General features: G+C 68.3%; 13 protein-coding genes. 6 read left to right on the top strand and 7 right to left on the bottom strand.

Annotated features, from left to right (window positions below):
* Nucleotides 1-151: 151 nt before the first annotated feature.
* The gene (locus E0H45_RS33730) at nucleotides 152-1,132 is read right to left on the bottom strand and encodes a neutral zinc metallopeptidase (protein ID WP_131344979.1); all 981 of its coding nucleotides are present in this window, start codon (nucleotides 1,130-1,132) and stop codon (nucleotides 152-154) included.
* Nucleotides 1,133-1,345: 213 nt separating this feature from the next.
* Between E0H45_RS33730 and E0H45_RS33725 the strand changes: the two genes are divergently transcribed.
* Nucleotides 1,346-3,040: a DUF2207 domain-containing protein gene (locus E0H45_RS33725; RefSeq protein ID WP_131344977.1), complete on the top strand. Its 1,695-nt coding sequence runs from the start codon at nucleotides 1,346-1,348 to the stop codon at nucleotides 3,038-3,040.
* Between the two features lie 55 nt (nucleotides 3,041-3,095).
* On the opposite strand, the gene E0H45_RS33720 is transcribed toward E0H45_RS33725, so the two are convergent.
* From E0H45_RS33720 to E0H45_RS33710, 3 genes are all read right to left on the bottom strand, one after another.
* Complete coding sequence (locus tag E0H45_RS33720; protein ID WP_131344975.1) at nucleotides 3,096-4,388, bottom strand: peptidase C39 family protein; 1,293 nt, start codon at nucleotides 4,386-4,388, stop codon at nucleotides 3,096-3,098.
* 75 nt (nucleotides 4,389-4,463) lie between these two features.
* Complete coding sequence (locus tag E0H45_RS33715; RefSeq protein ID WP_131344973.1) at nucleotides 4,464-5,024, bottom strand: GNAT family N-acetyltransferase; 561 nt, start codon at nucleotides 5,022-5,024, stop codon at nucleotides 4,464-4,466.
* A gap of 31 nt (nucleotides 5,025-5,055) precedes the next feature.
* Nucleotides 5,056-5,880 carry a lysozyme gene (locus E0H45_RS33710; protein WP_238155482.1) on the bottom strand — a complete coding sequence of 275 codons (825 nt, stop codon included), beginning with the start codon at nucleotides 5,878-5,880 and terminating at the stop codon, nucleotides 5,056-5,058.
* Nucleotides 5,881-6,012: 132 nt separating this feature from the next.
* On the opposite strand from E0H45_RS33710, the gene cysS reads away from it, so the two are divergent.
* Nucleotides 6,013-7,446, top strand: coding sequence for a cysteine--tRNA ligase (gene cysS, locus E0H45_RS33705; protein WP_131344971.1), 1,434 nt, complete (start codon nucleotides 6,013-6,015; stop codon nucleotides 7,444-7,446).
* A 1-nt stretch (nucleotide 7,447) separates the two neighbouring features.
* Nucleotides 7,448-8,410 carry a 23S rRNA (guanosine(2251)-2'-O)-methyltransferase RlmB gene (gene rlmB / locus E0H45_RS33700; protein WP_131344969.1) on the top strand — a complete coding sequence of 321 codons (963 nt, stop codon included), beginning with the start codon at nucleotides 7,448-7,450 and terminating at the stop codon, nucleotides 8,408-8,410.
* Between the two features lie 51 nt (nucleotides 8,411-8,461).
* On the opposite strand, the gene E0H45_RS33695 is transcribed toward rlmB, so the two are convergent.
* From E0H45_RS33695 to E0H45_RS33685, 3 genes are all read right to left on the bottom strand, one after another.
* Nucleotides 8,462-9,340: a S1 family peptidase gene (locus E0H45_RS33695; protein ID WP_131345939.1), complete on the bottom strand. Its 879-nt coding sequence runs from the start codon at nucleotides 9,338-9,340 to the stop codon at nucleotides 8,462-8,464.
* A 131-nt stretch (nucleotides 9,341-9,471) separates the two neighbouring features.
* Nucleotides 9,472-10,350 carry a S1 family peptidase gene (locus E0H45_RS33690; RefSeq protein WP_238155481.1) on the bottom strand — a complete coding sequence of 293 codons (879 nt, stop codon included), beginning with the start codon at nucleotides 10,348-10,350 and terminating at the stop codon, nucleotides 9,472-9,474.
* 84 nt (nucleotides 10,351-10,434) lie between these two features.
* Complete coding sequence (locus E0H45_RS33685; protein ID WP_130383294.1) at nucleotides 10,435-11,019, bottom strand: TetR/AcrR family transcriptional regulator; 585 nt, start codon at nucleotides 11,017-11,019, stop codon at nucleotides 10,435-10,437.
* A gap of 85 nt (nucleotides 11,020-11,104) precedes the next feature.
* On the opposite strand from E0H45_RS33685, the gene E0H45_RS33680 reads away from it, so the two are divergent.
* Genes E0H45_RS33680 through E0H45_RS33670 form a run of 3 tightly spaced genes read left to right on the top strand, consistent with a single transcriptional unit; the run spans nucleotide 11,105 to nucleotide 13,469 of the window.
* Nucleotides 11,105-12,256, top strand: coding sequence for an acyl-CoA dehydrogenase family protein (locus tag E0H45_RS33680; protein ID WP_131344965.1), 1,152 nt, complete (start codon nucleotides 11,105-11,107; stop codon nucleotides 12,254-12,256).
* Nucleotides 12,253-13,020, top strand: coding sequence for a 3-hydroxyacyl-CoA dehydrogenase (locus E0H45_RS33675; protein ID WP_131344963.1), 768 nt, complete (start codon nucleotides 12,253-12,255; stop codon nucleotides 13,018-13,020). Before E0H45_RS33680 ends, E0H45_RS33675 begins: the two co-directional genes overlap by 4 nt.
* Nucleotides 13,020-13,469: an NUDIX domain-containing protein gene (locus tag E0H45_RS33670; protein WP_131344961.1), complete on the top strand. Its 450-nt coding sequence runs from the start codon at nucleotides 13,020-13,022 to the stop codon at nucleotides 13,467-13,469. The genes E0H45_RS33675 and E0H45_RS33670 overlap by 1 nt, the downstream gene beginning before the upstream one ends.
* Nucleotides 13,470-14,072: the final 603 nt, after the last annotated feature.

The following is a 14,072-nucleotide window of genomic DNA, read 5'->3' as shown; positions in this document are numbered from 1 at the left end:
GGTGGGCCAGGTGGGCGACCAGGAGGTGGCTGGCCGCCGTACCCCGGCCCCTGCTGCCAGGGCGGAGGCGGCTGCTGCGGCGGGTACTGCTGCCCGGGAGGAGGACCCCATTGGTTGCCAGACACACCCAGGACGCTACCGGAGCCAGGGCTCAACTTACCCGGGCAGGTGACGCCGACCAGGTGTTGCAGCTGGCCGGATTACGGCTCTGGAAGGCTGCGCGGCTCCAGGCCCCGTGGTTGGTGGTGCTGCCGTGGTCCCGCGGGTACGGCGGACGGTCGCCGCTGTTGTTCACGTCGTACAGCCACATCTGGTACGCGTACCCGGTGATGCCGTAGCTGTTGCGGTTGGCACCTAAGAACACGTTGCCGAGACAGGAGGCCTGCAGCTCGAGCCGGCGACTCAGCTGCAACGCCCCGGCGGCGGAAGCGTCGTACCGGAGCTTCGTGTAGGCGACACCGAGTCCGGTCATCCACTGCACCGAGTGCGCGTACTCGTGGGCCATGGTGAACGTGCCGACCATCCGGCCGAACGTCGGGTTCTGCTTGTAGAACGAGACGATCGACGGCGACTCCATATAGATGGTGTGCGTCGTCGGGCAGTAGAACGAGCGCCCGACGCCACCGCCGCACGGTGTGTTCACCGAGCCGCCCCAGACGACCAGGCCGGGTGATCGGAACCGGCCGCCGGACGCGGCGACCTGCGTGGGCCACGCCCGGTCCAGACAGGCCTTGATCGCCTTGAAGTACGCCAGCGCCTGTGAGCCGTTGCCGAGACCGGTCTTGGCCTGTTTGCAGTTCACGGTCCGCATCACGCCGGTCTTGTAGAGCCGGTGGGCCGCGTTGTACGTCGCCGGGTTCACGGTCTGCACCGGCTTCGGCGGAGTAACAGTCGTGGTCGTCCGCGTGGGCCGCGGAGCAGCAGTCGTCGCAGGAGGCGGGACGCTACTGGGAGCCAATGTCGGCTTAGCCGTCGCGGACTCCGTGGCGACCGGTGCGGTGGCAATAGGTCCGTCGCCGCCCTGTGTGAGCTTCACGGACAGGAACACGCCTCCGGCCGCGACCACCGCGAGCAGCGCGACGACCAGCAGCGCCGTACCGCCGGACTTCCTCCGCGGCGGCTGAGGCGGCAACGGACCCCACCCGTACTGCTGGCCAGGGGGCAGCGGAGGAGCGTAGTACTGCGGGGGCACGGAGTACTGCGGAGGCGGGGGACCACCCTGGTAGCCCTGCTGCGGCGGCGGGCCGAATTGTCCGGGTCCCGGTCCCCATTGGTTGCCTGACACTCCCCAGACGCTATCGTGCCCCGTGTCAACCTGACCCTCTCTTTACGGTGTGATTGGGCGATGCGTCTACGTCTCCTCGGGCTATCCCTGTGTGCCCTCGGCCTGCTCGGCCTGTCCACTGTCCCAGCCGGTGCGGCCGGCGCGGACGCAACCAGCGCTGCTGCGGACCCGGTGGTGACCAACTACGACAGTCAGGTCCGCGTCGAACGTGACGGCCTGCTCCGGGTCGCCGAGACCTGGAAGCTCAGCGACGTGAACGGGACCTTCACCCGGTTCATCGTCACGCGCGACCACCTGCCGGACGACATCGACCACATCCAGGAGATCGGCGACCTGCAGGTCAAGGCCGGCGGCCAGGACAAGAAGGCCGACGTGAAGGTCGAGGGCGACGTCACGTCGATCGCCGTACCGGACGTCAGCGGCGGTACGACGCAACTCGACGTCACGTACACCGTGAAGGGCGCGGTCGCGAAGACCCTGGACGGCACCGAGGTGCGGTTCGCGCCGCTGACCGGGATCAACCTCCCGATCCAGACCGCGAACATCGTCTTCAGCGTCCCCGAGGTCTCGCACGTCGCCTGCTTCGCCGGCCCGATCGACAGCAACATCCCGTGCTCGCTCGCGCAGGTCGGCGAGACCTCCGGCCCGACCTTCCAGCAGACCGCGCTGCCGCCGGGCAACACGGTCAAGATGGCGGTCGGCTTCCCGAAGGGTCAGATCGCGGACAACTCGATCATCGAGTACCGGCACACCTTCAAGCGCGCCTTCTCCACCGACGCGGCCCAGCTGATCACGGCGCTGGCGGTGCTGCTGCTCGGCGCGATCGCGCTGTTCGCGCTGTACCGGCTGCGCGGCCGGGACCAGGTCGACCCGCGGCGCGTCGTACCGGCGTCGCTGTTCAGCCTCGGTACCGACACCCGGATCGACTTCACGCCGCCGTCCGACCTGCGGCCCGGTGAGGTCGGCACGCTGATCGACGAGCGGATCGACCCGGTCGACGTGACCGCGACGATCATCGACCTGGCCGTCCGCGGTCACATCCAGATCGTCGAGCTCGAGCACAGCACCGAGTTCGCGCGGCCGGACTGGGAACTGCGCCGGGTCTCGAACGCTCCCGCCGAGGAACTGCAGCGGTACGAGAACGTCCTGATCCGCGCGATCTTCGGCGACGCCGACTCGGTGCTGGTCTCCGAGCTCGGCAAGCAGGTCCGGGCGAACCTCGCCCAGGTCCAGGACGCCCTGTACGACGGTGTCGTCAAGCGCGGCTGGTTCACCGAGCGCCCGGACCGCACGCGGTCGCTGTGGGCAACGATCGGCATCGTGACCACCGTGGTCGGTGTCATCGCGACCGTCCTGCTGGCCCTGTTGTCGACCTGGGGCCTGCTGGGCCTCGCGATCACGCTGGTCGGTGTCGGTCTGCTCGTGGTCGGCCGCTACATGCCGGCCAAGGCCCCGGCCGCCGGCCGTGTGCTCGGCCAGGTCGCCGCGATCCGCGGTGAGCTGCTGGAGATGGACGTCAGCGAGCTGCCGACCGACCAGCACGCCGAGCTCTGCTCCCGCGCTCTGCCGTACGCCGTCGTACTCGGCGGCTCGGAGCGCTGGATCGACGCACTGGTCGCGACCGACTCCACGCCGGACGAAGCGGACGAGGGCTTCACCTGGTACCGCGGCCCGAGCGGCTGGCACCTGCAGTACCTGCCGGACTCGCTCCGCAACCTCACCACCAACCTGACAGGCGCACTTTTCGCCCGCTGAGGTTTACAGAACAGGGCCCGCCACGCCGCCCCGGCGTGGCGGGCCCTGTCGTCTGTCACCAGTTGTGCTGCGGATCCGTTGGCGCCGGCAACGGTGTGCCCTCGGGGTGGATCACGTAGACGAGCCCGCCGGAGTGCGGCACCCACGCGTTCTCGAACGCCTCCCGGTCGTACGTCGTCCGCACCTGGTCGTTACTCGCGATCAGGTGGGAGGCAGGGTCGTTGACGACCACGTTGCCGTTCTGGTCGAACCCGACGATCACCATCAGGTGCCCGTTGGTCCCGTAGCCCGCACCGGGTAGTTCGCTCTTCTTGAACGACAGCGACGCGACCAGTGGGATGCCGGCCTTGATGAACTGTTCAGCCTCGGTCAGCGACCGCAACCGCGTGACGAAGGCGTCGAGCCCGCGGGTCCCGGCGTACGCCGTGTTGAACGGCCAGTTGCCCGCGCCGTCGTACGCGTAGTCGAAGACGGACCGTGCCGAGTGGTCCACCTGCGGATCGGAGTAGGACGGATCCACCCACGCGGTTTCGGCCGCGGTCGGCCCGGCACCCCAGTAGTCGAGCACCATCGCGGTCGACGTCGCCGAGCACCACGCCTCACCGCCGCCGTCCCACTGCGGGTACTGCCCGATATGCGTCTCCTGCGAGTACCTCGGTACGTCGAGGACGATGCCTTCCGCGCCGCCGAGGGGGCTGACGGCAACCTTCTTGTCGGACGGCAGCCGGGAGGCCATCGCGCCGACGGACCGGACCACGGGCGACTGCGTCGTACCGCTCAGCCGGTACAGGGTGACCTTGAGTTGCCAGCGGTCGAGCCATTGACCTGTGGCGGACTGGAAGGTGTCGACGGCAACGGATCCGTTGGCATCGCCCTGGCTGGGGACCGAGGTCCGGTGGATGTCGCCGGCCGCGGTGTCGTCGCCACCGGACCAGCGACCGAGCACGTACCACTTGGTGGCCGTGCCGAGGTTCGTCGTACCTGCCATCGAGACCTCGACCCAGGTCCCCGGTGGGGTGGTCGCGTTCCAGGAGGCGACCAGCTCGGTCAGCCCGAAGCCGGTGCTGACATGCGGCGAGACCCAACTGGTCTGGTCGTAGGACTTGGCGGTGCCGTCGCCGAACGGGTCGACGTACGACATGGTGCCGGCCGACGTACCGAATGTCAGGGCGCCGTCGGCGACCGTGGTGCCGAACTGCTGGCCGGCCAGGAAGTCGGCGTTCGACGTCCACGTGCGATAGGCGATCTGCCGTGCCGGTGCGACCTTCACGGCTTCGCTCGGCAAGCTGCCGGCGCTGAGCACAACCACACCGAGAAGCAGCGCGGTAACAGAACGGGCGGAAGTCATACTCAGACGGTAGACCGGACGACAGTTGCTGTCATCAAGACGGCGTGCCGCGGCAAAAACTTACGAGCCCATCTTCTATGAGTTACGGAGCTCCCATTCGCTGTACAGCATGGCGAAAACCAGTTCGTCGGTCCATTCGCCCTTGAGGTACTCGTTCAGCACGAAGTGCGCTTCCTGCCGCAGACCGAGCCGCTCCAGCAGCTTCACCGAGCCGGTGTTGCGGGCGTCCAGCCGCGCGATGATCCGGTGCAGGCCGAGCTCCTCGAACCCGAGCCGCAGCAGTTCGACCGACGCTTCGGCGGCGTACCCGTGGCCGTGCGACTCCGGGTGGAAGACGTACCCGAGCTCGCCGGTGCGGTGCTCGACGTTGTTCATGAACAGCGTCACCTCACCCAGGTGCTGACCGGTGTCCCGCAGGACCACCGCGACGGTGAGCGCTTGACCGTCGCTGTCCATCGGGACATCGGCCAACCGGCCGGTGAGGGCCTCCTTGACCTGCTCCGGCGTCCGCACGTCGTACAGCAGAAAACGTGTGACGTCAGGGTTCGACTGCAGTTTCAGCAGGTCGTCGTAGTCGTTCTCGACGTAGCGTCGAAGGGTCAGGCGGTCGGTCTCGATCGGCAGCGAGTAGCTCACCGATCGAGACTATGCGACCGCGGCAACAGATTTACCCGTTCGCGAGCGCCGTCAGTCGGGACATGTCGCCGTTGAAGTGGCTCTGGTCGATGGGCGACGAGGTGAACTGCCAGAACGTGTAGAACGGCCAAGCGCCTGGCAGCGTGCCCACGGTGGAGGAGTAGCGCGCGACCCAGAGCGGGTTGGTCGAGTTGAACGCGGTGCTGTTACCGGTGCAGGTGCTCCACCAGTTGTAGTTGGTGTAGATCACCGCGTCGCGTCCGGTGCGGGACTTGTAGGTGTTGACGAAGTCCCGGATCCAGCTGACCATCGCGGACTGGCTCAGTCCGTAGCAGGTCGCGCCGTACGGGTTGTACTCGATGTCGAGCGCACCCGGCAGCGTCTTGCCGTCCCTGGACCAGCCGCCACCACTGCTGGCGAAGTAGTTCGCCTGCGTCGCGCCGCTGGAGTTGTTCGGCAGCGCGAAGTGGTACGCACCACGGACCATGCCGACGTTGTAGGACCCGTTGTACTGCTGGGCGAAGTACGGATTCTTGTACGACGTGCCTTCGGTGGCCTTCACATACGCGAACCGCTTGCCTTGGCCCCACCAGTAGGCCCAGTCGACGTTGCCCTGGTGACTGGACACGTCGATGCCTTCGACGGTCGCCGTGATCCCCATGTCGGCGGGCGCGGCGGCACTGCTGGTGGTGGTCGTGTTCTGCGTCCAGCCCATGTAGGCGTCGCCGGCCTTGTCGATGCCGTGCTGGCGGGCCTGTGCGGTGGGCTGGGGAGTGCTGCTTGCTTGGGCGGAGCCGGTCGAGGCCAGGATCAGGCCAAGAGCGACGGCGGCACCCGTGAAAAGGGCGGACTTCACGGTTTCCTCCAGAGCGATGAGGGGCGGACAGAGCGCTCGGCGATGGTCTTACCCGCATCCGGCAAGAACCAACCCTTGCCCCGGTTTGTTCGGTGATTATTTACCGGCGTCACCTCCCGTTACCCTTGACCGGTGACACTTCGCTTGTACGACACCGCAACAGCAGCAGTGCGTGATTTCGAGCCGGTCCATCCGGGCAAGGTCGGGATCTACCACTGTGGGCTGACGGTGCAGGGTGCCCCGCATGTCGGGCACATCTACAAGGAAGTGGTCTTCGACGTCCTGCGGCGCTGGCTGGAGCGGTCCGGCTACGAGGTCACCGTGATCGCGAACGTCACCGACATCGAGGACAAGATCCTCACGAAGTCGGCCGAACGCGGCATCCCGTGGTGGGCGCACGCCTACGAGTTCGAGCGCGAGTTGCACTGGGCGTACGACGTGCTCGGCTGCCGCCCCCCGACGTACGAGCCGCGCGCCACCGGGCACATCCCGGAGATGCTCGAGATGATCGCCGACCTGATCGAGCGCGGGCACGCGTACGTCGCGCCGGACGGGTCCGGCGACGTCTACTTCGACGTGAAGTCCTGGCCGGCGTACGGCGCGCTGTCGCACCAGCGGATCGACGACATGGAGGCCGCCGAGGACGCGGACCCGCGCGGCAAGCGGGATCCGCGCGACTTCGCCCTCTGGAAGGGCTACACCGAGGCGACACCGCGGACGGCGTCCTGGCCGGCCCCGTGGGGTCGCGGCCGCCCGGGCTGGCACATCGAGTGCTCGGCGATGGCGGGCAAATACCTCGGCGACGAGTTCGACATCCACGGCGGCGGGCTGGACCTGCGGTTCCCGCACCACGAGAACGAGCTGGCCCAGTCGACCGCGGTCGGGCAGAAGTTCGCCCGGTTCTGGATGCACAACGCGCTCGTCACCACGGCCGGCGAGAAGATGTCGAAGTCGATGGGCAACAGCGCCGTCGTGCGGAACGTGGTCGAGCGGGTCCGCCCGATCGAGCTGCGGTACTACCTGGTGCAGTCGCACTACCGCTCGGTCGTCGAGTTCTCGTTCGAGGCGCTCGACGAGGCGGCGAAAAGCTTCCAGCGGATCGAGGGCTTCGTGACCCGGGCCGCCGAGGTGACCGGTGGCGTCGAGCCGGACGCCGAGCTGCCGGGTGACTTCGTGGCCGCGATGGACGACGACCTGGGTACGCCGGCCGCGATCGCCGTACTGCACAACACCGTGCGCGACGGCAACAAGCTGGTGGCCGACGGAGACTCGGAGGCGCTGCGCGAGGTGCTGGCGTCGGTGCGCGGGATGCTCGGCGTGCTCGGGCTGGACCCGCTGGCCGAGCCGTGGGTGTCGCGGGCCGGCGGCAGCGACGAGCTCACCGAGGTGGTCGACGGCCTGGTGAAGGCGCTGCTCGAGCAGCGGCAGGCCGCACGTGCACGCAAGGATTACGCCGCCGCGGACGACGTCCGCGACCGGTTGAAGGCGCTCGGCGTCGTCGTCGAGGACACTCCGCAAGGGCCCCGTTGGGCTCTCGCGACAACTACGACTGACGAGGGAAACTGACGTGCCAGGCAACAGCCAGCGCAAGGGCGCCATCCGGAAGAAGCCGCGGGGGAACCCGACGGCCGGGTCCGGCGGCCGGGTCCGCCGCGGACTCGAGGGCAAGGGGCCGACGCCGAAGGCCGTGGACCGGGTCAAGCACCCGGCACACAAGCGGGCGAAGGCGGCCGAGCGGGCCAAGGATCGCGAGCGTACCCGCCGCCCGGCGCGCAAGGACAACGACTCCGCGGTCGAGTGGGTGTACGGGCGGAACCCGGTGGTCGAGGCGCTGCGGGCCGGCGTACCCGCCGCAGCACTGCACGTTGCCGAGGGCACCGAGCGTGACGCCCGGCTGCGCGAGGCCTTGCTGGTCGCGGTCGAGACCGGGGTGTCGGTGCTCGAGGTGCCGCGCGCGGAGCTCGACCGGGTCACCGCGGGCGGCTCGCACCAGGGCGTCGCGCTGCAGATCCCGCCGTACGAGTACGCGCACCCCGACGACCTGCTCGACCGGGCGCACGCGGCCGGTGAGGTGCCGCTGATCGTCGCGCTCGACGGCGTGACCGATCCCCGCAACCTCGGCGCGATCACGCGGTCGGCCGCGGCCTTCGGGGCGCACGGTGTCGTAGTACCGGAACGCCGTACGGCGTCGATGTCGGCCTCGGCCTGGAAGACGTCGGCCGGCGCCGCGGCCCGGATTCCGGTCGCCCGCGCGGGCAACCTCAACCGGGCGCTCAAGTCCTACAAGGACGCCGGCCTCCTGGTCATCGGCCTCGACATGGACGGCGCCGTGGACCTCCCGTCCTTCGAAGCCGCCACCGAGCCGATCGTCCTGGTGATCGGCTCCGAGGGTAAGGGCCTGGCCCGTCTGGTCCGCGAGAACTGCGACCTGATCGTCTCGATCCCGATGACCAGCGCCACCGAGTCCCTCAACGCCGGCATCGCCGCCGGCGTCACCCTCTACGAAATCTCCCGCCGCCGCGCGAGCTGAACACGAGTGTGGGGCCGGGGAAATCTCCCCGGCCCCACAGTCATGTCTGGATCAGTAGACGCTCACGCCGTAGCGGGAGAGTACTTCGGTGACGGGCTGGAAGTAGGTGGTGCCGCCGGAGGAGCAGTTGCCGGAGCCGCCGGAGGTGAGTCCGAGGGCCACCGAGCCGGCGAACAGCGCGCCGCCGGAGTCGCCGCCTTCGGCGCAGACGTTGGTCCTGATCAGGCCGGAGACCGAACCCTCGGCGTAGTTCACCGTGGCGTTCGTCGCGGTGACCGAACCGCTGTGCACACCGGTCGTGCTACCACTGCGCTTGACCGCCTGCCCCACGGAGGCGTTGCCGGCGGTCGTGATGTCCTGCGAGGAACCGTTGTAGAGGTCCACGGTCCCGGGGTGGTTCGTGTACGACGTGCTGTACTTCACGATCGCGTAGTCGTTACCCGGGAAGCTCGACCCGTACGTCGTGCCGAGCAGCGTGGTCTTGCTGGAGTTCGAGTACCAGCTGGATGCGATGTTCCCGCAGTGTCCTGCGGTCAGGAAGTAGTACGTGGTGCCGCTGCGCACGTTGAAGCCGAGCGAGCAGCGGTACTGCCCGCCGTAGATGGCGTCGCCGCCGGCGATGTACTTCGTCAGCTTGCCGGACAGCTTCTCGAGCTTGATCCGGTCGCCGTACTGCTTGGTGACACCGGTCAACTTCGACAGCTTCGTGCCGGTGACGGTTTCGTCGTACGACACGATGATCCGGCCGTCCGGGTCGGTCTGCCACGCCGTACCCGGGATCGTCGCGTTCTCGGCCAGTGCGGACGAGATCGCGGCGGCGGACAGGGTGGACGGGTTGACCGGTGCGGCCGAGGCCTGCGTTGCCAGAAGTCCGGCGGCAGCAAGCCCGGCCGCGGCCAGGAGTGCGGTGGTACGGCGGAATGGGGACATGTTCACGGTTTCAGCCTCCTCACGATGAGGACGCCTTCGGGGCGGGGCGTCCTTGACTTCAACCGTGACGAGTCCTACCCATAATCTCCGTGAGTATTCAGACAAGTTCGGAGCGTAGGGGAAACCTCCGCTCAGTAGATGGAGACCCCGTACACGTTGAGGGCTTCCACGACCGGCTGGAAGTAGGTCACGCCGCCCGAGGTGCAGTCGCCCGAACCACCGGAGGTCAGACCGAACGCATACTGCCGGTAGAACAGCGGACCGCCCGAGTCACCCGGCTCCGCGCACACGCTGGTCCGGATCAGGCCGGCCACACGCCCGTCGCCGTAGTTCACGACCGAGTTCAGCCCGGTCACGCGACCGCTGTGCAGGCCGCTGGTGGCGCCGGAGCGGTAGACCAGCTGGTTGAGGCCCGGATTCATCGCCGTGGTGATGTCCTGCGAGCGCCCGTTGTACAGGTACACGCTGCCGCCCGGCACCTTCAGCGGGATGTCGGTGCGGTAGACGACCAGGGCGTAGTCGTTCCACGGGTAGCTGGCGTGGTGCACCGCGCCCGTGAACACCTTGTGGGCCGGGTCCTGGTACCAGCGGGCCGCGTCGACACCGCAGTGACCGGCAGTGAGGAAGTAGTACTTGCCGCGTCGCTGCACATTGAAGCCGACGCTGCACTTGTACTCGCCGCCGTACGTCGCCATGCCGCCGCTGATGTACTTCTGCAGCTTGCCGGGCAGCTTCTCGAGCTTGACGTTCGTCCCGAGCTGCTTGGTCAGGCCGGTCAGCTTGGTCAGCTTCGTGCCGGTGACCGTCGGGTCGTACGACACCAGCACGGTGCCGTCCGGCTGCGTCATCCACGCCGTACCGGGAGTGTGGATCTGGTCGTTCAACGTCGCGGTGATCGCCTTGGCGGACAGACGGGGCGGCTTCACCGGATCAGCCCCGGCCGGCACAGCGGCGGTGAGGGCGAGAGCGGCGGCCGCCACCATGGCCGCAGTTCGTCGGAGAGTCTTCATATCCATCAGCCTTCCGGGGCGTTCGGCTCTGATGCGCGGTGTGGCAGCAAGAGGACGGGTCCCCACCCTAAGGGGCCGGGTGGTTCAGTCGAGCCGCAGGGAGTGCAGGACGAACGAGGCCAGTTCGCGGTACGCCTCGGCGTCGTTCAGCCCGGTCCGCCGGGCGATGTCGCCGCGCTGGATCGCCTGCATGGTGTGCGCGATCATCTCGGCCGCGAACGCGATGTCGACCTGCCGGAACATCTTGTTGTTGATGCCGTCCTCGATCAGCGTCCGGACCCGCTCGGCGGCGATCCGCGTGTTCCGCTCGTACACCGACCGGGCCGGCGCGAACGTCGCCACGTCGTCGAGGAAGGTCCGGCTGGCCGGCCGCAGCGCGTCCGCGACCGCGTTCAGGTACGCCGCGATCCGCCGGTCGTGCCGGGTCTGCCGAGCCACCGCGGACTCCACCTGGGCGGTGGCGTTCTTGAAGTAGTGCTTCACCACCTCGACGGCGAGCTGCTCCTTGCTCGGCGCCAGCGCGTACAGGGTCGTCTTGCTGCAGCGCAGCTCGGCGGCCAGGTCGTCCAGGGTGAACCGGCTGAACCCCTGCTCGAGGAACAAGGACAGGAGCCGGTCGAGCAGCTCGGACTGCCGGCGGGTCCGCCGCCCGGGAACGACTGTTGTCATATCGAGACAGCATAGAACGATACTGAGTTGCGTGCTTCAGTATCGTTACTAGTATCATTTCGTCAGCTGTTGAGAGAGGTGCCTGATGGCTGTCGATCGTCTCCTGCCTACTGACGAATCCATTGATCTGCTCGCCCTGGTCCGGGACCTGTGCGAGCACGAGCTCGCTCCGCACGCCGCGCAGGCGGAGGAGAGCGAGACCTTCCCGCGGGACGCGTTCCGGACCCTCGGCAAGGCGGGCCTGCTCGGCCTGCCCTATCCGGAGCAGTACGGCGGCGCCGAGCAGCCGTACGAGGTGTACCTGCAGATGCTGGAGGAGATCGCCGCCGCCTGGATGTCGGTCGGCGTCGGCGTCTCGGTGCACACGATGACCAGCTACGGCCTGGCGACGTTCGGGAGTGACGAGCAGAAGGACCGGCTGCTGCCGGACATGATCGGCGGCGAGTTCCTCGGGGCTTATGCACTGTCCGAGCCGCAGGCCGGCTCCGACATCACCGGGATGACCACGCGGGCAGTCCGCGACGGCGACTCGTACGTCCTGAACGGGACGAAGGCGTGGATCAGCCACGGCTCGCACGCCGACTTCTACACCACCTTTGCCCGGACCTCCGACAGCCGGACGCACGGCATCTCAGCGTTCCATGTGCCCGCCGCGGCCGAGGGGCTGAGCTTCGGTGCGCCGGAGCGGAAGATGGGGCTGACCGGGTCGACGACCACGCTGGTGAACTACGACGACGTCCGGGTGCCGGCCGCCGACCTGATCGGTTCCGAGGGCGACGGGATGCGGATCGCGCTATCCGCGCTCGACTCCGGCCGGCTCGGGATCGCGGCCTGCGCGGTCGGCCTGGCGCAGGCGGCCCTCGACCTCGCCACGGCGTACGCGAAGGAGCGGCAGCAGTTCGGGCAGTCGATCGCGGACTTCCAGGGCATCCAGTTCCTGCTCGCCGACATGGCCGCCGCGGTCGAGTCCGGGCGGGCGACGTACCTGCACGCCGCGCGCCGCCGTGACCTGGGCCGGACGTTCGTCCGGGAGGCCGCGATCGCGAAGCTGGTCTGCACGGACGCGGCGATGAAGGTCACCACCGACGCCGTGCAGGTGCTCGGTGGGTACGGTTACACCCGGGAGTTCCCGGCCGAGCGGTACATGCGCGAGGCCAAGGTGACCCAGATCTTCGAAGGTACGAACCAGATCCAGCGGCTCGTGATCAGCCGCGACCTGCTCAGGAGTGCTACATGAAGTTTGGCCCGTCCGATGTCGCTCTGGTCACCGGTGGTGGTTCCGGGCTCGGAGAGGCGACCGTACGGCGGTTGGCTGCGGACGGGCTGGGTGTCGTGATCGTCGACCTGCCGTCGTCCGCGGGCAAGGCGGTCGCGGACGAGCTGGGTGATCGCGTGGTGTTCGCGCCGACCGACGTCACCGACGAGACCGCGGTGACCGCGGCGCTCGACGCGGCCGAGGCGCTGGGCACGCTGCGGGTGGTGGTGAACTGCGCCGGCGTCGCGACTCCCGGCCGGGTCGTCGGACGGAAGGGTCCGTTGCCGCTGGCCACGTTCCGGCAGGTGATCGAGATCAACCTGATCGGCACCTTCAACGTGCTCCGGCTGGCCGCCGAGCGGATGATCGCCTCCGAACCGGCCGCGGACGGCGACCGCGGCGTCGTGGTGATGACCGCGTCGATCGCGGCGTACGACGGTCAGGTCGGGCAGGCGGCGTACGCGTCCAGCAAGGGCGGCATCGTCGCGCTCACGCTGACCGCCGCGCGCGACCTCGCCGACAAGGGCATCCGGGTCGTCACGATCGCGCCCGGCACCATGGAGACCCCGATGCTCGCCGGCCTCCCCGAGGAGACCCGCACGGCCCTCGAGCAGCAGGTCCCACACCCGTCCCGCCTCGGCAAGCCGTCCGAGTACGCCGCCCTGGTCCGCCACATCGTCGACAACCAACTCCTGAACGGCGAGGTCATCCGCCTCGACGGCGCCCTCCGCATGCCCCCGCGTTGATGCGCTTCCGCGCCCTCCTGCTACGTGCGGGCTCGCCGTTCGCCCAACTCTGGTTCCGAATCCGCAAACCAACGACGTTCGGCGTCAAAGCCCTGGTTCGTCAGGCGGACGGCCGCTTCCTGGTCGTCCGCCACTCGTACGCCGACACCCGCCGCTGGGCACTACCGGGCGGCGGTTACAAACCGCCTCGCGAAACTCCAGCCCAAGCGGCCGCCCGCGAGATCCACGAGGAACTAGGCCTCGCCGTACCGCCCGAAGCCTTCACCGTGGTGGACACCACCGTCACCACTCTGGAAGGCAAGCACGACACTCTGACGATCCTCACCGCGGTCGCCACCGCGCACCCACTCAGACTGTCACCCGAGATCGCCGAAGCCCGCTGGATCAACACCCTCGACGAACTCGGCGACGCGCCGATCTCCCGTTGGTTGACCAGAGCAGTGGACTGACTCCTGGTCCGAAGGAGGCAGCCGCTCCGGCGCCCCCGATGGCGTTCATTGCAAGGGAGAACCGGCTCTCCTCTCCGATGCGTGGGGGAACTGTGGGGCCGTGTGACAGGTTCTGGTGGGCTCGCACCTGATATTCCCTGTCCGCAGTACCCGGAAGGTCTCTCTTGCCCCGGCAATGGGCTGACCGCGCACAGGTAGCTGCAGTCCGCCGGAGAACCGCAGTTCGACAGGACGTATAGGTGTACTACCTGCTTCCTCGCACCGGGGCCGAGCGGGACTGAGGTGAGTGGGGAGCATTCCTGCCCGATCAGGGCAGAACATCCTCCCCAGTTCCCCAGTTCCCCAGTTCCCCCGTTCCCCAGTTCCCCAGTTCCCCAGTTCCCCGGTTCCCCAGTTCCCCGGTTCCCCGGTTCTTCGGAGCCCCGGAGAGTGTGAGCTGTCGTTGCGGGGAAAGAAATCGTCGCGATGTGCACATTTGTTTCCCCGCTCTTGGGAGCGCGGATCGGGCATGGATCCTCCGTACTCGGCTCCGTGCCGCGTGGGCGAGCCGCCTGGCCGGCGGCTGGTACGGCGACGATGGTCCGGAGACAGGAACTGGTGGCC

Source organism: Kribbella soli (assembly GCF_004331345.1).
Taxonomy (GTDB): Bacteria; Actinomycetota; Actinomycetes; order Propionibacteriales; family Kribbellaceae; genus Kribbella; species Kribbella soli.
Note: the sequence above shows the minus strand (reverse complement) of the source record. Positions and strands in the feature narration are given on the sequence as shown.

Coding starts and splice junctions, on each gene's coding strand:
- E0H45_RS33725 (WP_131344977.1), top strand. CDS start 1,346: ATGCGTCTACGTCTCCTCGGGCTATCCCTGTGTGCCCTCGGCCTGCTC.
- E0H45_RS33675 (WP_131344963.1), top strand. CDS start 12,253: ATGAAGTTTGGCCCGTCCGATGTCGCTCTGGTCACCGGTGGTGGTTCC.
- E0H45_RS33695 (WP_131345939.1), bottom strand. CDS start 9,340: ATGTCCCCATTCCGCCGTACCACCGCACTCCTGGCCGCGGCCGGGCTT.
- E0H45_RS33690 (WP_238155481.1), bottom strand. CDS start 10,350: ATGAAGACTCTCCGACGAACTGCGGCCATGGTGGCGGCCGCCGCTCTC.
- E0H45_RS33680 (WP_131344965.1), top strand. CDS start 11,105: ATGGCTGTCGATCGTCTCCTGCCTACTGACGAATCCATTGATCTGCTC.
- E0H45_RS33670 (WP_131344961.1), top strand. CDS start 13,020: ATGCGCTTCCGCGCCCTCCTGCTACGTGCGGGCTCGCCGTTCGCCCAA.
- E0H45_RS33685 (WP_130383294.1), bottom strand. CDS start 11,019: ATGACAACAGTCGTTCCCGGGCGGCGGACCCGCCGGCAGTCCGAGCTG.
- E0H45_RS33720 (WP_131344975.1), bottom strand. CDS start 4,388: ATGACTTCCGCCCGTTCTGTTACCGCGCTGCTTCTCGGTGTGGTTGTG.